We start from the raw sequence: 17,794 nt of genomic DNA on the forward strand, positions 1-17,794 counted from the left end.
AATGCCGTCACATCAGTGCAATAGCGTGTTGCGCTCAGAGTCTGCAACCGCCCTCCATAATCTTCCCTGATAGCTTTACTTTTTTTTGACCAGGAATTGTACTAAATGTTATTCCAATCCTTTTGGCTTCGATTAGTATAGAGGTGTCGGCGGTTCTAATGATATAATCTGAAAATGTTGTACTACTATCTTCAGATACTCTTTCTTCGTACGCTATATCTAAATCCTTCCAATCAAGAACATCCTCAATAATAAGATCAATTAGTTTTTTTCTGGTTTCTGCCTCATTTGCATCATGAAGCATAAGACTAGAGCCTCGCTCTAATAACTCCTTTATAAAATCACTCATTATAAAAACCTAATATTCTAGAAACATTTTAATCATAGCCATGCGAGTTTTGCCGGTTTCAATACACCAACAAAAATTGAGAAAGAGTTTGATTAGAAAGGAAAAAAATCCATCTTCTGATCTGACTGCTTCCCTGCCATACGCCCATGCGTTTATTTGCTCTTAATCTAAGAGCTGCAGGTGACTGTACCGTTAAATGGAGCACTCACCTACTTCCGTAATTCTTTGATTTTTCAGTCTATCCGATCACCTACATTAGCGGAACCAAGCATTAGGTCTAAGCTATATTTTTCCCGCAGGTATTTGATGTGTGGCAGATAGGCCGGTCTGCATTCCCACGTAGAACGTGGGAACGAGTCGAGTCCTGAGCGCCTCCTCCCAACATCGACTTAGCCGCTTTCCCCGTACAAGCCTGACACTCTTTTTAACTGCAGGCGGTACACCTATGTTTTCTCTCTTTAAGTCTGACCCGACCAAGAAACTGAAAAAGGAATGCGCGACCAAGCTGGAGCAGGCGATGCTGGCTCAGCGTAATGGCGATATTAAAAGTTATTCGTTTCTGTCGGAGGAAGCGGAGGCGATCTATAAGCAGATTACGGCGTTGGAGGCGGAGGAATCCAAGTAAGTGCGGGTATGCATTACCACGCAGAGAGGCTGTGAAAGTATTTCGGTTATACTACCCGTCTGAAGTCATCGAACAGGATTGAGACTTTATGACGGGTAAACCCTATCGCAAAACTGAGAACCGGCATCAACTTTCACTCTTTGCTGACCATCTGGATCAGCACATTACTCAGAATAATCCTGTTCGAGCGATTGACGCTTATATCAGCAGCCTAGACTTTCACAAACTCGGCGCAAAAGGCTATCAGGCTTCTGGTTCGCTTCGTGGGCAACCCGCTTATAACCCCGCTGACCTGCTTCGGCTCTATCTCTATGGTTATCTGAACGGTGTCCGCAGTTCCCGTAAGCTGGAGCAGGAATGCCAACGCAATATTGAGATGATGTGGCTGATGCAGCATCAGCGTCCCAGTTATAAAACCATTGCCAACTTCCGTAAAAATCACGCTGAACTGCTGGTTCGCGTGAACCGCGACTTCATCCTGTTATGCCGCAGCCTTGACCTTATCGGTGGTGACATCGTTGCGATTGACGGTAGCTTCTTCCACGGCAATGCCAGCAAACAAAGTATTCAAACTCGTAGCAAGGTCAAAAAGCAGCTGAAGGCGTTGGAAACTCAGATAACGCAGTACCATCAAACACTGGATCAATGCGACTGGGAAGATGATCGGCAGGAACAGGCGACAACCGTATCTATCGAACAACTGCAGGCGAAACAGAACGCCTTAATGCAAACACTGAATGAGCTGGAATGCTCTGACAGTAAACAGATCTCCCGCACTGATCCCGATGCCCGACTGCTCAGCAAGGGTGGCAGTAAAGTCGCTGGGTATAATGTGCAGAGTGTGGTCGATGAACGGCATCATCTTATTATTGCCAGTGAGGTGACTCAGGAGGGTAACGACCAGAAGCAGCTCTACCCGATGGCCAGACAAACGAAGGATCTGCTTGATAAGAAACGGCTGACTGTACTGGCCGATGCCGGTTATTACGAAACGGAAAACCTGCATCAGTGTGAAGAAAACGGTATCACCGCTTACGTCCCAATCCCGAATAAAACAGCCCAACTAAAGCAACAGAAACGCTTTGTGCCAGAGGACTTCGGTTACGACTCGGAGCAGGATAGTTACCGCTGTCCAAACGGAGCCGGCTTAAAACCACAAGGCCAACCGATAGAGAAAAGTGGCAAGCTAAGGCAGCGATATATCAGTCAAAGGAGCGACTGTGATACCTGTCCGATAAGAGCATCATGCTTACCGCCAAGAGGGCAACGAAGAACTCTTTACCGTAGCCAATACCAGCAATCGGCTGATAACCATCGAGCACGAATGGAGGCAGCAGGCGCGGAAAAAATGAAGTTGCGAGCGTCCCTCGTGGAGCATCCGTTCGGGACATTGAAAATGCGTGCCGGGTGGCAGCACTTTTTAGTCCGGGGGCTTAAAAAGGTGAAAGGCGAATGGTCGCTGATGCAGTTGGCGTATAACTTTACCCGCGTTCTGAATATCCTGGGTCTGGATCGCTTCCTGAAGTGTTGCAAGCAACTTCAGGAAGCTCTTTTAGCCTTATTTTTTTATGCAGAGGTTATGACTAATTGACTGCCGAGTATGAAATAATGTCTGCTCCGATTCTATGAAATAAGACTTGGAATGAATACTTTCACAGTCTCGGAGCGTGGGAACGAGTCGTGTATTACCTCCGGAACGAAAAAAAGCCCCGGTCGGTCAACCGGGGCAATATCTCAGGGGTGCACCGCTGTCGGTGCATCGGGAGGTTTCGTGCTGAAACTTAGCTCGGGAAGGCGAAGCTGACGCCTTCACGTACACCGCTGGATGGCCAGCGTTGGGTAATGGTTTTGCGCTTGGTGTAGAAGCGAACACCATCCGGGCCGTAGGCGTGCAGATCGCCGAACAGAGAGCGTTTCCAGCCGCCGAAGCTGTGGTACGCCACCGGTACCGGCAGAGGTACGTTGATACCCACCATGCCCACTTCGATCATGTCGGAGAAGTAACGCGCGGCTTCACCGTCACGGGTGAAGATGCAGGTGCCGTTGCCGTATTCGTGATCGTTGATCAGCTGCATCGCTTCTTCCATGGTGTTAACGCGCACTACCTGCAGCACCGGGCCGAAGATCTCTTCTTTGTAGCTGACCATATCCGGGGTTACGCGGTCGATCAGGGTTGCACCCACAAAGAAGCCGTTGTCGTAACCGGCTACCTGAGGTTCGCGGCCATCAACCACCACGTTTGCGCCATCTTCTTCAGAACTTGAGATATAACCCACCACCTTGTCGCGGTGCGCGGCGGTAATCACAGGGCCAAAGTCGTTGGACTTGTCGGAGAAAGCACCCACTTTCAGCGGCTTCATCGCTTCTTTCAGTTTGCTGACCAGTGCATCTGCCGCCTGATCGCCCACCGCTACCGCGACTGACAACGCCATGCAACGCTCACCGGATGAACCAAAGGCAGCACCCAGCAACTGGTTTACGGCGTTATCCATATCCGCGTCCGGCATAACGATAGCGTGGTTTTTCGCGCCACCCAGCGCCTGACAACGCTTGCCGTTGGCATTGGCAGTTGCGTAGATATATTCCGCAATCGGGGTAGAACCCACAAAGCTGACCGCCTTGATGCGTTTGTCAGTCAGCAGGGTATCCACCGCTTCTTTGTCGCCGTTAACCACGTTCAGTACGCCTTCCGGCAGACCCGCTTCGTGCAGCAGCTGCGCGATATAAAGGGTTGAGGACGGATCACGCTCAGACGGTTTCAGGACAAAGGTGTTACCGCAGGCGATGGCCAGTGGGAACATCCACATAGGCACCATGGCCGGGAAGTTGAACGGGGTAATACCGGCAACCACACCTAAGGGCTGGAACTCGCTCCAGGAGTCGATATTCGGGCCAACGTTTTTGCTGTACTCGCCCTTCAGCAGATCAGGAATACCGCAGGCAAACTCGACGTTTTCGATACCGCGTTGCAGTTCACCCATGGCATCGTGGGAGATTTTGCCATGCTCTTCACCGATCATGGCGCAGATCTTGTCGGCGTTCTCTTCCAGCAGTTGCTTAAAGCGGAACATCACACGGGCACGCTTCAGCGGTGGTGTCTGACGCCATGCAGGGTAAGCTGCCTGCGCTGTAGCAATCGCTTCTTCCACAGTGGCTTTGGATGCCAGACCCACCTGCTTGCTGATCTCACCGGTGGATGGGTTATAAACCGGCTGGCTGCGCTCGGCATCCTGTACGATCTGACCGTTAATCAGGTGGCCAATCGTTTCTGCGTTCTGGATATCAGTTGTCATAAAAAACCTGTGATTCGTTTATCTGAAAATTCGTAAAATCTTTTTCTATCGATACAGCGACGCTATCTAACAACGAGTTAACCGATCTCACGCAGGGACTCGCCCAGCGCATTGATCAGACGGTCGATCTCGTCGGTTTCCACGGTAAATGGCAGACCCAGCTGCAGAGTGTCGCCGCCGTAACGCACATAGAAGCCTTTCTCCCAGCACTTCATCGCCACCTGATACGGGCGCAGCGCAGGTTCTCCCGGAGCCGCTTCCAGAGTCAGCGCACCGGCTAAGCCGTAGTTACGGATATCCGCCACGTAAGGCGAGCCTTTCAGGCTGTGCAGCATCTCTTCAAACTTGGGTGCCATCTGCTTAACGCGGGGGATCAGCTGGTCGTTTTCCAGCACATCCAGCGAGGCAAGACCTGCGGCACAGGCCAGAGGATGCGCGGAATAGGTATAACCGTGCGGCAGTTCCAGCATGTATTCCGGGCCACCGGTTTCCATAAAGAGATCGTAGATCTCCTGCTTGGCGACCACAGCCCCCATCGGCACTACACCGTTGGTCAGCTGTTTCGCCATGGTCATCAGATCCGGTGTGACACCAAACTCTTCAGAACCGGTGTAAGAACCCATACGGCCAAAGCCTGTGATCACCTCATCAAAGATCAGCAATAAGTTGTGCTTGTCGCACAGCTCACGCAGACGCTTCAGGTAACCTTTTGGTGGGGGAATCACACCGGCAGAACCCGCCATAGGCTCAACGATGACACCGGCGATATTGCTGGCATCGTGAATCGCCAGCAGCTCTTCCAGATAATCCGCCAGGTGCGCGCCATCATCCGGCATACCCTGAACAAATTTGTTCTCCGGCAGCATGGTGTGCGGCAGGTGAATGGCATCAATACCCTGACCGTACAGAGCGCGATTGCCACCAATCCCACCAACGCTGATACCGCCAAAGTTAACCCCGTGATAGCCCTTGGAACGGCCGATAAAGCGGGTCTTGGTGGCATGGCCTTTTTTGCGCCAGTAAGCGCGGGCGATCTTAAGGGCAGTCTCTACCGACTCAGAACCGGAACCGGTAAAGAACACACGATTCAGACCTTCCGGCATCAGCTCGGTGATGCGGTGCGCCAGCTGGAAGGATTTCGGCTGACCAAACTGAAACGCCGGTGAGTAATCCAGTTCTGTCGCTTGTTTAGCAATCGCTTCAGCGATCTCAGGGCGACCGTGGCCTGCGCCGCAGGTCCAGAGACCGGATAACGCATCAAAAATCTGTCGGCCGTCAGCGTCCGTGTAGTAGTTGCCCTTGGCGGCGACCAGAAGACGGGGATCCTTTTTGAACTCGCGGTTGCCGGTGAATGGCATCCAGTGAGCATCCAGTTGCGCCTGATTCAGGCCGCAAGCCGCAAGACGTTGCTCTTTATTCATACGCTGACCGCTCTCGTTGGAAGGCATGTCACACCTCAATTGAAATTATTGTTTAAAGCTCAGGGCCTATTAACGGGTTGAGTCTCCGGCGCTCCCTTTAGCCTTAATAAAGGCCGCCAGGGGTCACACCGGAGGGTAGAACGCGTAACACCTTGATCGGGTATCCATTATCAGCGCTTTTTTAGGTTATTAAATCCAAACGTATTTACTATGAGATAACTATTTAGTTAACTAAAAAGAGAACACCCAAAACAGACAACCCAAGCAGCTAACCAGCAAACCCTCGCCAACCGGAGCCATCGCCATGTCGCAAAAAGATAATTTTCTGCCCCGTCAACTGGGGGATGCCCATATCCGCCTGCTGCGCATCTTTAAGGTAGTGGTGGAATCCGGTGGTTTTGCCGCGGCTGAGGTGCAGCTCAATATCAGCCGACCGGCGATCAGTCAGGCAGTGACAGAGCTGGAAGGGCTGATCAACGCCCGGCTTTGCCATCGCGGGCGTTCCGGTTTTTCGGTCACCGAGGAAGGTGAGATCGTCTATCAGGCCACCCTGCAGCTGTTAGCCGGGTTGGAGGATTTCCGCAGTCAGATCAACGCCATCAATCGGGATCTGAAAGGTGAGCTGAATATCGGCATTACCGACAATATGGTGACGGTGCCCCAGATGCGGATTACACGGGCGCTGGCTGCGCTAAAGGATCGGGGGCCGGAGGTGGTGATCAATATCCGTATGATTCCACCGAATGATATTGAAAGCGCGGTACTGGATGGCAGCCTGCATATCGGTGTTGTGCCGGATCTTCGGGCGCTGCCAGGTATCGATTACCAGCCGCTATATGAGGAGCAATCCCTGCTCTATTGCAGCCATCAGCACCCGCTCTATCAGGCCGATGACCGGGAGCTGACCGACAGCAAACTGGCAGAATTTGATGCGGTACTGCCCGCCTACGCCCAGCCCGCCCAGATCAAAAAACAGCAGATGCTGCTGAAAGCCGGTGCCAGCTCGACGGATCGTGAAGGTATCGCGTTTCTGATTCTCAGCGGTCGCTTTATCGGTTTTCTGCCCACCCACTACGCCCAGCGCTGGGTGACGGAAGGCCGCCTGCGTCCGTTGCAACCGGAGCAGCGCCACTTCCATACCCACTACAGCGCCATCACCCGTAAAGGCGCACGACCGAATCAGATTCTTTCTGCCTATCTGGAAGAGCTGGCGAAAACAGCGGATGAGGAAACGGTCTGATTCCTTGTCCTTTCCCTAATCAGTCAATCCCATAGCAATCGATCCTATAGCAATCGATCCAAAAGGCGCCTATCTCATACCTATCCGGTGATATAGCCGGAGAGAGTCGGACAGCGCACACTTGACGGCAGGATAGAACACAACGCAAAATCCGAATAATTATTCGCATCTGATTATTTGAAAGACACCCGTTAAGACGCCATAAAAATAACGTCAGGAAAAGCAGGATATCAAAATGACTTCACAGCAAGCTGTCGTAACCGATTTCAACTGGCAGGAGATGGCATCCACTATCGCCATGCCAAACTACGCCATCATCAACGGCGAGAACGTGAGCGCACGCTCCGGTAAAACCCAGCCGGTGGTCAACCCGGCAACTGCTGAAACCATTGCCGAAGTCGCAGATTGCGGCCCGGAAGATGCCGATATTGCCGTAAAAATCGCCCGTGATGTCTTTGAATCCGGCGTCTGGTCAAAAATGGCACCGGGCGACCGTAAGCGCGTGTTGCTGCGCTGGGCAGATCTGATCGAAGCCAACCTGCCGGAAATCGCTCTGCTGGAAAGCCTGAGTGCCGGCAAACCGATCAATGACTGCTTCAATATCGATGTTCCCAGCTGCCTGACGACACTGCGCTGGACGGCTGAAGCCACCGACAAAGTTTATGAAGAGATCGCGCCAACCGGGCATGACAGCCTGGCTCTGGTTCAGCGTTTACCACTGGGCGTGATTGCGGCCATTGTACCGTGGAACTTCCCGCTTTCTACGACGGCATGGAAGCTGGCTCCTTCGTTGGCGACCGGTAACTCTGTGATCCTGAAACCGGATCCGAAAACACCATTCACTGCGCTTAAAATTGCAGAACTTGCCCATCAGGCCGGCCTGCCCGCCGGTGTTCTGCAGGTGCTACCGGGTGATGGCATTAATCTGGGTAAGCACCTTTCTTTGCATCCTGATATCGACGGCCAGACCTTCACCGGCTCTACCGGTGTGGGCAAACTGCTGATGCAGTATTCCGGTCAGTCCAACCTGAAGCGCACCTTCCTGGAACTGGGCGGTAAAAGCGCCAATATCGTGTTTGCCGATGCCAATCTGGAAAAAGCCGCTGATGCCGCGGTATTGGGCGGCTTCTACAACTCCGGTCAGACCTGTACAGCAGGTACCCGCCTGCTGGTTCAGGATGAGATCTACGATGAGTTTCTGGCGATGGTGCTGGAACGGGCGAAAAACTGGTGCCCGGATAATCCACTGAGCCCATCAACCAACATGGGCCCTGTGGTGGATCAGCGTCAGCTGGATACCATTCAGGGTTATGTACAGAAAGGGATCGAAGAAGGTGCCAAACTGGTTTACGGCGGTAAGGTGATGGAGCATCCGCTGGGCGGCTTCTTCCATGAGCCGACCATCTTCGCAGAAGTCGACAACAAGATGACCATCGCACAGGAAGAGATCTTCGGCCCTGTCGTTTCCGTCATCCGCTTTAAAGATGCGGCAGATGCCGTACGCATCGCCAATGACTCCCCTTACGGTCTGGCGGGTGCGGTCTGGAGCCTGAATATCAATACCGCGCACAAGGTAGCTGCAGCTGTTCGTACCGGCACCATGGGCGTAAACAACTACTTCGGTGGTGATATCACAGTTCCGTTTGGTGGCTTTAAAGAGTCCGGCAATGGCCGCGATAAGTCTCTGCACGCCATGGACGATTACACCGAACTGAAAACCACCTGGATTGAGTTTGAGTAAGCGGTAGCCTGACAAGCTGTAACAGCCTCTAAGCAAAAGCCCCGTTATTCAGTGCGAATAACGGGGCTTCTTTTTTCTAAGCTGTAAATACCTGTCAGACACCACAACCACCGCCGGAACAGCCACCCCCGGTCATACAAGGCGGTGACGTTGGATTCTTCAGCGCTGAGTTCTTTACGACACCCGCAGCAGTCAGTAACTTAGTCACCGGCGTTTGCGGATCAAGATCACCCAACTCAAGACCACCTACTTCGCACAGCTGTTCCCAGGTCTCAACGGTTTGCGCCATCGGGTGACGCACTTCATACACTTCGCCATTGGCTTCACAACGGTAATCGTAGGTGGGCATGGTAATTCAATCCTTCTCTGGCAAACCGGCTTATCAACACAAGCTACAAGGTTATTTGATGATCGTTAGATAGGGGCTTTTAGGCCACTTTCAAGCGCAGGCTTTTAATCTCTATGCCTGATTTTCCGGCCAGACCTCGCCCAGAAACCGCTCCAGCTGCTCGATAATTTTCACAATTCGCGGCAGATGGCGCTGGCGTTTGTGGGCCACCAGATAAAGCTCCCCCTTGCCGTAAGCACTGAGATCAATGGGAAGTGCCGTAAGCCCGCTGACAATATCATTACGGTCAAAGCCCTCCGGCAGCACCATAGCGCCAACTCCGGCGCAACAGGCCGCCAGCTGCACGTTGTAATCGTTGGAGGTAAAAGCGGGTTTAAAATCAGGGATCACACGTTTCAGCACCTGATTCACCTGCAGATAATCGTACTTTTCCGGCCAGCAGATCCATTTCAGTTGCCGAATATCCCAATCATCATCTTTTTTCTTCGGTAAGTGCTTTTCAGAAACATAAACCCGCATATCCCCCTTAAAAGAGGAGAGACAGATGAGATCATCATCCTGCGGATATTGGGTTCTTAAGGAGATATCCGCCTCACCCCGGGCAAGATTCAGGGTGCTGATATCACTCAGCACCTCCAGCTGAATATCGGGATAGATTTTGGCAAGTTCTGCCGCAAAGGGCGTTAACAGGGCAAAAGCGATGGCGGGTGGTGCGGTAATACGCACGCAGCCGCTGATGGTCTGTGGTGACTGCACCTCGGTCATCACCTCTGCCGACCATTGCGCCATCTGCTGCGCTGCGGGCAGCAGCTTATTGCCCAGCGGGGTCAGCTCACAGCCCTGACTCTGGCGGATAAACAGCGGCTGGCCAAGCTGCTCTTCCAGCTCGGCGATGCGGCGGCTCAGGGTTGGCTGCCCCAATTTTAATTCACGGGCGGCGGCGCTGAAGCTGCCGGTCTCTGCCACCGTCAGAAAGAGTTTCAGATCCTGCCAGTTCAGGTCTTTGTTCATGCTCGATCCCGCCCTCACACATACGCAGCAGCACCTATTCAAAAACGGATGCCACCATCATTTTTTAGCCGATTTACTTCAAATAAAGAATAGCCAAACTATAACACAGGAAATTTGCTCAACGAGGAAACAGCATGTCATCCACATCCGGTATCAACTCCAGCCCATCCGCTCGTTCATCACAAGGTCAAAAACGCTCACTCAAAAAGAGGCTTCTGATCGCTCTTGCCGTTCTGGCAGCGCTTATCATGGCATTGGCTATCTGGCTGAGTCAGGCGGTAGCAACTCATCATCCCTATGAAGCGTCAGCATTGGGCAAAACCATCAGCCAGCAAACGCTGGATCAGTTGCTGGATGCTGATTCAGAAACCAGCAGCAGCCCCATCACAGTCAAACTGGATACGCTGGTCAGTGCCGACTGGCGGGTGCCGTTAAGTGGTTTACTCAACCTGAATCATCCGAAGGCAAAAGCAGCGGAGCTTGAAGATCATGAGGAGGCAATTCAGGTCTATGCCTTTCATCTGCAGCACCCGAAATACGGGGATTTTCTGATCGATACCGGTGTGTCAGCCCGTTTCGCACAGAACCCAAGGTCGGTCGGTGTGCCCGGCTGGCTGGAACCCCAACTGGGTATCGAAAAGCTGAAGCTGCGCCGTTCTACCGAGCAGTTTCTTGAGGAATTGCAACGACCGCTGAAGGGTGTGTTTCTGACCCACCTGCATCTGGATCATATCAGCGGCTTACCGGCGATTCCGACCGAAGTGCCCCTCTATACCGGCAAGGGCGAAGCTGCAGAGCAGTATTTCCTTTACGCCGCCACCAATGGCACAACGGATACGCTACTGGACCAGCGTCCGGCATTAAGAGAGTGGCAAGGCAAAATTCTGGATATCTTTGGTGACGGCAGCGCTTTTGCCCTGCACACACCGGGGCATACCGCAGGCTCTACCGCGTACCTGATTCGATCTGAATCCAATTGGCGACTGCTGACCGGTGACACCTGCCACACCACCTGGGGCTGGCGGCACAATGTAGAACCGGGCCAGTTCTCCAGCGATCAGGCCGCCAACCGTGAGAGCCTTGAATGGCTGCAACAACTGGTGAAACGCCATCCGCAGATTACAGTTCAGGTGGGGCACCAGCCGTTTTAATGATCACCTGTTTTAGTGAACACCTGTTTTAGTGAACACCTGTTCTAGTTCTCAGCGCTGGTCATTAAAAAAACGAGCCTAAGACAGTCGGCCTGCTTTAAAGGCCGACTCGATACTGTAAGCCGCAATCACCTTATGAAAGGGTTTAATCACCTGCATATAAGCGCGCCCTATACCGGTATACAGATTCACACGGGTACTCAGGGTGTACAGACCCTCTTCATGGTTCTGCAGCGATATCCAAACCGCCATATGCCGCTCTTCAGAGCCAACAATCACCTCATCTGCTGTGGCTTTGAGGATGGTCATAGCACCGGCTTTAGCGCCCTCTTTTATTTTATCGGCGGTAATGGTCATGCCTTCCGGACTGGTTTCGAAACCGAACAACCCCACCAGTTTATTACGCAGGCTAATCATAAAACGCACCGGCTTCGGCAGGTGCCCGAAGATCGCCAGATACACACTGCGGGCATCCTGACTCTGATCCTTCAGCTGAAAGGCAAAAGCATCCTGATAGCCTTTTCCTTTCGCCATTCCGTGCAGGCTGCAGTTTTCCGGCAGCGGACAAACCACTGCTTTACCTTGTGGCATAGGCTGACGGTTTATCGCATCTTTGGTCGTATTTTCCATGGTTATTTCTCCCTATTAACTTGCTCAGGCTAAGTGACTGTTATGGCTAAGAACGGCTCAGGTTAAAAACGGCTCAGGACAAGCCACTCCAACCTTCAATCATCTCTGCCATCAGATCATCCATCTGCCGCCACTGGCTGCGGCTGACCTGATCCCCCGCCTGCACACAGCCGACCAACGTCCAGTAGAGAATACCCGCTAGCAGACCTACCTTGTCCTGTTTTGATTTCGGCAGCAGCAAGGCGCATTGACCGGCCAGATAATCCAATCGAATCTGATCCGCCTCCTGTACCGCCGCTTTTGCCTGCTCATCCTGCCATGCCCAGTGGCGCACGGCGCTTTCAACCGCCAACGCCTCATCATCAATCAGATCCTGCAAACGGTTACGGCGCTGCTGCCACTCCGGAAGGTTCTGCACCTTATCGATCAGCTGCTGGCTGTAATGCTCGCGCCAGTAGCTTAAAAGCTCGGTCAGAAAGACGTCACGATTCTTAAAATGATGGTAAAAAGAGCCTTTAGTTGCCCCCGCCCGCTGACACAGGGGATCAATCTTCACCTGCGCCACACCGGCTTCTACCAGCAGTTCCAACCCCAGCGCCAGCCAGTCATCTTTCAGCATTTTCATAGTATTGAAGTCTCTTGCTTCAGCTTTAATTCAGCTGTCTTGCCACCATAAGCCACCAGCAACCCAAGGGGCATAAAGAACCAGGCTCCGGATTGAGGCAGTACAAAAGCGACAACACAACCTGCGGCCAAAAGCGCATATCCTAACCATTGAGGTAATGTTCCGATTAGATTCAGCCACTGCTGCATCAGTACACCCAGCACCCACCAGAAAATCCCCAGCATTAAAAACCAGAGTATAGAGCTACGGGCAAAGTCGATCTGTCCATCCTGCTCGACGGTGTTCCAGAAGCCAGCTTCTGCCATGCCCTGCAGTACCTCCCATCCCAACACGACACCCAGTAGGTTATGAAGGGTTGCGATAATAATGAGTAGCCAACCTGAATTTCGGTACCACATAAAAACTCCTTTTTGCCTATCACTGTTATTAGGCCATGATCGAATAAAACCAAAAACATACCATACGGTATAGTATGTTTTGAGCTTTGACCAGAATTTGTTGAATGATCAGCCAGTAAACGTTGAACCAGAGTTTCTTATACGGACAAAAAAGCCCGGTCAGGCATCTGCCTGTCCGGGCTTTCGGGTATCCGCAATTACCGGGCGGATCAGAAAAACGTCAGCGGATCATCAGCCTTCGCTTTCTTCATAAATTGCATAGAACTTTTTCGCGTGACCGATGGTTTCCCAGCTGCCTTTATAGCCCGCCGGAATCACAAAGGCGTCACCGGCACTCAGAATCTCCTGATGGCCTTCGGCATCGGTCAGGATGGCACGGCCTGAGATCAGGTAGCAGAACTCATCTTCGGTATAGTTCAGGTTCCACTTGCCTTCGGTTGACGACCAGACGCCGCAAAAGAAGTTTTCTTTGCTGTTGGTGAAGAGGTTTTCCACGCTCTCCATCGGCTTACCGGAGATCACACGATCCAGACTGATCGGCGTGTCTGCGCCTTCAGCACCGGTGTGCTCGCTACGGATTCGCTGTAATTTTTGGATCTGTGTCGGATCTTTTTGTACTTGTGTCATCTGTCGCTCACTTATTGCAGTCGTTTAAATTGGATTACACGACAGCAAAGAGGCCGCAAACAGCATCACTTAAAACGATTTCGGTCAGACCCGGATCAGGCATCCGGGTCAGGCAGATAACCCTGCAACAGATTGCTCAGCATGGATTCCAGATCCGCCAGGGTACGCTTGGCGCGATCCCCTTTCTGGTTAACCACCACCAGAAAGACGCTGTGCGTCACTTCCAGATAAAGACGCCCCAGACGCTCCCGTTCACGGATATGGCGATTAACGCCCATACGCTGAAACACCTCGGCCATACGGCTGATCTCCAGCTCATCATGGCGCTCATCCAGTTCCCGCAGTTCCGGCACCGAGAACATCGCCTGCACTAGGGTCAGAATCGCTTTCTGACGACGGTAAACACCCAGCTTTATTTTGAGCATCTTGGGCAGCAATTCTGACAAGGGCAGGGTTTCCACCGGCCAGCTGGCGATCTCATCCAGTGCCGCTTCAACCTGCTCCAGCCAGCGAGTACCCATAGCGTGCAGAATGGCGTGCTTATTCGGGAAATAGTGATACAGGGACCCCACCGAAATACCCACCGCCTTAGCGATCAGAATGGTGTTCAGATCATCCAGTCCCACCTCTTCCAGCAGTTCACCGGTGGCATCGATGATCTGACGGGAGCGTTGCTTGGATCGGTCCTGAACCGGGGCATTACGTGGCGCCAGACTCTGGGCCTGCTTCTTGCGGCGCACCGCCTGAGAAACGGCCTGCGCTTTAGAGTCTGCCTTCGTATCCTTCATCGAATAAGTTCACCTGTTCTGCCTGTGCGTTAGCTTAAGCTATGGGTTTCTGCGGTGATGGGTCACCGGGGAAACGTCAATTCTGATCAGGGCGCATTATACGGATGCGCCCCGGTTTGCCTAGCATCTCTTTGCTGTTCAACCCAAGGCTTAGCTCTGTTTTAAATCGTTCAAAGTGGTTCTGTTTGCCTGATCCCCTCGTTGCGTGTCGTTAAATTCATTGGGTTGTGCCGGTTTGTTTTTAACCGGCTTCGGCCTTAGCGCCCCAGGCGATCCCGCAGGGAATAAAACAGCATACCGGCGACCAGTCCCGGCCAGCGCAGCAGGGTGCCGCCGGGGAAGGTCGGTGTTGGTACTTTCGAGAAAAGATCAAAACGCTCGGCACTGCCACTGATCGCCTCGGCCATAAGCTTGCCGCCCAGAGTGGCCAGCGCCACACCATGACCGGAATAGCCCTGTGCCACGTAGATCACCTCATCGATACGCTCAAAGTGCGGCATACGGTTCAGGGTGATCGCCAGCGTGCCGCCCCAACCGTAATCGATCTTCACATCCTTCAGCTCCGGGTAATACTCCAGCATATAAGGGCGGACAAAACTGCCGATATCTTTCGGGAATTTTGACGAGTAATTTTCACCGCCACCCCACAGCAGACGGTTATCACCGGACAGCTTGAAGTAGTTGATCACAAAGCGGGAGTCCGCCACGGCAACATCGTCACGGTTGATGCGACGGCAGGTGGCTTCATCCAACGGCTCGGTCGCCAGAATAAAGTTATTGATGGGCATAATCTTGCCCGCGATGCGCGGCTCCAGCTTGCCCAGATAACCGTTACAGGCCAGCAGCACATATTTAGCTTTTACCGAGCCCCGCTCACCAAACACCTCGACGCCTTTACCGGCGGGTGTCTGACGACGTTCATAATGGCTGACACGACTGTTCTCAAAGAACTGAACACCGGCTTTTTCTGCTGCAGCGGCAAGGCCCAGTGCGTAATTAAGAGGATGCAGGTGCGCGCCTTCCGTCCAGTATTCACCGGCACCGAAGCGCTTACAGCCCAACATATTGGAAACCTCTTCCGGCTCCACATACTTGAGGGCATCGTAGTTCAGTACCTTATTTTTGTACTCAACCGTCTCTTTGATATGGGCGTTATGGGAAGGCTTGGCGGCAACATGGAGCACGCCCTGCTTCAGGTCGCAGTCGATCTCATGTTTGGCCACCAGATCTTTTACCAGATCCACCGATTCCAGTGACATCTGCCAGAGCATATCCGCACCGGCTTTGCCGACCTTCTTCTCCAGATCCTCATGGCCCATATTATGGCCCTGACAAACCTGGCCACCGTTACGTCCGGACGCACCCCAGCCGATACGCTCCGCTTCCAGCACAGCAACCTGATAACCCTGCTCCGCAAGATGTAGTGCAGCCGACAGACCAGTAAAACCGGCCCCCACGATACAGATATCAGTCTGCACCTCGCCCTCAAGGGCTGGATAATCCGGCTTGGGGTTCGCGCTGTCAGCGTAATAAGAGGGTGTGTAACCCTGTGTCATATTGAAATCTCCAAATACAGCCCCTGTGGCTTTAGGCTGAAGCGATAGCTTGTTTCCCCCGCGTTTATTTCTTCGCGGTAACGTTTATTTCTTCGCGGTAAGCACCCTTATGTTTATTCCAGTCTGCTCCATAAGTGTGCAGAAAAACCGACTGTAAACTTATTACGCGCTAAAACAGTTCAGTCCAAAAAAGTCCGACAGGGGTAACAAACCCCACAACAAACCGAATAATACTTCTAATAATTTATCGAAACAAGCACGGTTTATAGGGGTTCACAGAGATTAGAACAGATTATTTTTTATTTTATGGAAAACTTTCTGTTGCTTTAGATTTTTATTTCACCTAGCCTTTAAACCGAAACATAATTCGGTTTATCGGTATCGGTTAGTCAACAACCAAACAGGCCACACAACACCTGATGACTGGCGCCTCAATTATTAAGACGCCAGCACCAAACCGATAAAACCTTCTGTTTCTGATCTGCCGGTGCTCAAAAGCACCGACGGAGAGGCACAATAAGAATCACAAGCGACTAATAAAAGCTGCAGACAGCACTCCACAGCTTGGCTATAACAGACCAAGCTGTTAATCAGCAATCTGCTACCTAAAAAAATGTGAAGGTGAGTTATGGAAGCCGTAGCCAGGTTTCTCAAAGAGAACGCAATCTCAGAAGTTGAATCCACCCTACCGGACATGACCGGTAATGCCCGGGGTAAGTTTTACCCGCCCCAGAAATTCCTCGATGAAAACGGAGGGCGCATCCCGGAGACCCTGCTGGTGCAGACCGTTACCGGTGACTGGGCTGCAAACCACTTTGATATTGTCGATGCAGCCGACAAAGATATGCTGCTCAAACCGGACCCGGATACGTTGCGTGTCGTGCCCTGGGCCAATGAGCCAACAGCGCAAGTGATCAACGACTGCTACACCTTTGATGGTGAGCTGCACCCGCTTTCCAGCCGCTCGATTCTGCGAAAAGTATTGGCTCTGTTTGAAAAAGAGGGACTCAAGCCGGTTATTGCGCCGGAGGTTGAGTTTTATCTGGTACAGAAAAATATCGATCCCGATTACCATCTTAAGCCTGCCATTGGCCGCTCCGGTCGCCGTGAAACGGCCCGGCAGTCCTACAGCATTGACGCGGTGAACGAGTTTGACCCCCTGATTGATACTCTTTACGACTACTGCGAGGCTCAGGGGCTGGATGTTGACACCCTGATCCACGAAACCGGTGCCGCTCAGATGGAGATTAACTTCCTCCATGGCGACCCGCTCAAGCTGGCCGATCAGGTTTTTGTCTTTAAACGTACTCTGCGTGAAGCGGCCATGAAGCATGGGGCCTATGCCACCTTTATGGCGAAACCGATGGAAGAAGAACCCGGCAGCTCTATGCACATTCACCAGAGCCTGATCGACATTAAAACCGGTGAAAACATCTTTGCCGGTAAAGATGGTGAGAAGTTCAGCCAGACCTTCTACCACTACCTGGGCGGCCTGCAGAAATACACGCCAAATGCGATCAGCTTTTTCGCACCAAATGTGAACTCCTATCGACGCTTCACACCGGACATGTCTGCCCCGGTAAACACGAAATGGGGTATCGACAACCGCACCACAGGTCTGCGCGCACCGGAAGCGCCACCGGCAGCAACCCGGATTGAGAACCGCTTCCCCGGTGCCGACTGCAACCCCTATCTGGCCATCGCTGCAAGCCTTGCCTGTGGTTATCTGGGTATGAAGCAGAAGCTGCAACCGACCAAGCCGACCACTGATGCCGCTGCCGAAGAGGGAGATCAGGTCGAAGTCGCCCGGACTCTGGAAGAGGGACTGCGCCTGCTGGAAAATTGCCCCGAACTGCGGGAAATTTTCGGCTTCCAGTTTGTCGATGCCTTTATCGGTGTAAAACGCGCTGAGTTTGAAACCTTTAACAAGGTGATCAGCTCCTGGGAACGTGAGTACCTGCTACTGACGGTTTAAACCCAAAACCTCCCA

The 17,794-nt window shown here is 52.4% G+C and carries 17 protein-coding genes; 6 read left to right on the forward strand and 11 right to left on the reverse strand.

Annotated features, from left to right (window positions below; translation table 11 throughout):
- Positions 1-34: 34 nt before the first annotated feature.
- On the reverse strand, positions 35-349 hold the full coding sequence (locus AC4GL5_RS13810) for a hypothetical protein (protein ID WP_490383375.1): 315 nt from the start codon (positions 347-349) through the stop codon (positions 35-37).
- 445 nt (positions 350-794) lie between these two features.
- Here AC4GL5_RS13810 and AC4GL5_RS13815 point away from each other — a divergent pair, with 445 nt between their 5' ends.
- Entirely contained in the window at positions 795-974 is a 180-nt protein-coding gene (locus AC4GL5_RS13815; RefSeq protein WP_490383376.1) for a DUF6435 family protein, read from the forward strand.
- A gap of 88 nt (positions 975-1,062) precedes the next feature.
- Positions 1,063-2,565, forward strand: a complete 1,503-nt coding sequence (locus tag AC4GL5_RS13820; protein WP_490383377.1) for an IS1182 family transposase — start codon at positions 1,063-1,065, stop codon at positions 2,563-2,565.
- A gap of 190 nt (positions 2,566-2,755) precedes the next feature.
- Here the strand turns inward: AC4GL5_RS13820 and AC4GL5_RS13825 are convergent, their stop codons facing one another.
- Positions 2,756-4,267: a CoA-acylating methylmalonate-semialdehyde dehydrogenase gene (locus AC4GL5_RS13825; protein ID WP_490383378.1), complete on the reverse strand. Its 1,512-nt coding sequence runs from the start codon at positions 4,265-4,267 to the stop codon at positions 2,756-2,758.
- A gap of 77 nt (positions 4,268-4,344) precedes the next feature.
- Positions 4,345-5,715, reverse strand: a complete 1,371-nt coding sequence (aptA, locus tag AC4GL5_RS13830; protein ID WP_490383379.1) for an omega-aminotransferase AptA — start codon at positions 5,713-5,715, stop codon at positions 4,345-4,347.
- Between the two features lie 277 nt (positions 5,716-5,992).
- Between aptA and AC4GL5_RS13835 the strand changes: the two genes are divergently transcribed.
- Positions 5,993-6,928, forward strand: a complete 936-nt coding sequence (locus AC4GL5_RS13835) for a LysR family transcriptional regulator (RefSeq protein ID WP_490383380.1) — start codon at positions 5,993-5,995, stop codon at positions 6,926-6,928.
- 235 nt (positions 6,929-7,163) lie between these two features.
- Positions 7,164-8,669, forward strand: coding sequence for an aldehyde dehydrogenase (locus tag AC4GL5_RS13840; protein WP_490383381.1), 1,506 nt, complete (start codon positions 7,164-7,166; stop codon positions 8,667-8,669).
- Positions 8,670-8,763: 94 nt separating this feature from the next.
- On the opposite strand, the gene AC4GL5_RS13845 is transcribed toward AC4GL5_RS13840, so the two are convergent.
- Positions 8,764-9,018 (reverse strand): FmdB family zinc ribbon protein, encoded by a 255-nt coding sequence (locus AC4GL5_RS13845; protein WP_490383382.1) that lies wholly within the window; start codon positions 9,016-9,018, stop codon positions 8,764-8,766.
- Between the two features lie 111 nt (positions 9,019-9,129).
- A complete protein-coding gene (locus tag AC4GL5_RS13850; RefSeq protein WP_490383383.1) occupies positions 9,130-10,029 on the reverse strand; it encodes a LysR family transcriptional regulator in 900 nt (299 codons plus the stop codon).
- Positions 10,030-10,163: 134 nt separating this feature from the next.
- Between AC4GL5_RS13850 and AC4GL5_RS13855 the strand changes: the two genes are divergently transcribed.
- Positions 10,164-11,180, forward strand: a complete 1,017-nt coding sequence (locus AC4GL5_RS13855) for an MBL fold metallo-hydrolase (RefSeq protein WP_490383384.1) — start codon at positions 10,164-10,166, stop codon at positions 11,178-11,180.
- A gap of 78 nt (positions 11,181-11,258) precedes the next feature.
- Here AC4GL5_RS13855 and AC4GL5_RS13860 read toward each other — a convergent pair whose 3' ends face one another.
- The 6 genes from AC4GL5_RS13860 to AC4GL5_RS13885 all read right to left on the reverse strand — a co-directional run bounded on the left by AC4GL5_RS13860 (position 11,259) and on the right by AC4GL5_RS13885 (position 15,804).
- A complete protein-coding gene (locus tag AC4GL5_RS13860; RefSeq protein WP_490383385.1) occupies positions 11,259-11,810 on the reverse strand; it encodes a DUF2867 domain-containing protein in 552 nt (183 codons plus the stop codon).
- Between the two features lie 73 nt (positions 11,811-11,883).
- Positions 11,884-12,435, reverse strand: a complete 552-nt coding sequence (locus AC4GL5_RS13865) for a TetR/AcrR family transcriptional regulator (protein ID WP_490383386.1) — start codon at positions 12,433-12,435, stop codon at positions 11,884-11,886.
- The gene (locus tag AC4GL5_RS13870; RefSeq protein ID WP_490383387.1) at positions 12,432-12,833 is read right to left on the reverse strand and encodes a DUF6463 family protein; all 402 of its coding nucleotides are present in this window, start codon (positions 12,831-12,833) and stop codon (positions 12,432-12,434) included. The genes AC4GL5_RS13865 and AC4GL5_RS13870 overlap by 4 nt, the downstream gene beginning before the upstream one ends.
- Before the next feature lie 231 nt (positions 12,834-13,064).
- The gene (locus AC4GL5_RS13875; protein WP_490383388.1) at positions 13,065-13,460 is read right to left on the reverse strand and encodes a cupin domain-containing protein; all 396 of its coding nucleotides are present in this window, start codon (positions 13,458-13,460) and stop codon (positions 13,065-13,067) included.
- 95 nt (positions 13,461-13,555) lie between these two features.
- Positions 13,556-14,248, reverse strand: a complete 693-nt coding sequence (locus AC4GL5_RS13880; protein WP_490383389.1) for a TetR/AcrR family transcriptional regulator — start codon at positions 14,246-14,248, stop codon at positions 13,556-13,558.
- 257 nt (positions 14,249-14,505) lie between these two features.
- Positions 14,506-15,804 carry an NAD(P)/FAD-dependent oxidoreductase gene (locus AC4GL5_RS13885; protein ID WP_490383390.1) on the reverse strand — a complete coding sequence of 433 codons (1,299 nt, stop codon included), beginning with the start codon at positions 15,802-15,804 and terminating at the stop codon, positions 14,506-14,508.
- Positions 15,805-16,432: 628 nt separating this feature from the next.
- On the opposite strand from AC4GL5_RS13885, the gene AC4GL5_RS13890 reads away from it, so the two are divergent.
- Complete coding sequence (locus tag AC4GL5_RS13890; protein WP_490383391.1) at positions 16,433-17,779, forward strand: glutamine synthetase family protein; 1,347 nt, start codon at positions 16,433-16,435, stop codon at positions 17,777-17,779.
- Positions 17,780-17,794: the final 15 nt, after the last annotated feature.

The sequence above is a fragment of the Oceanospirillum sp. genome (genome assembly GCF_982874595.1).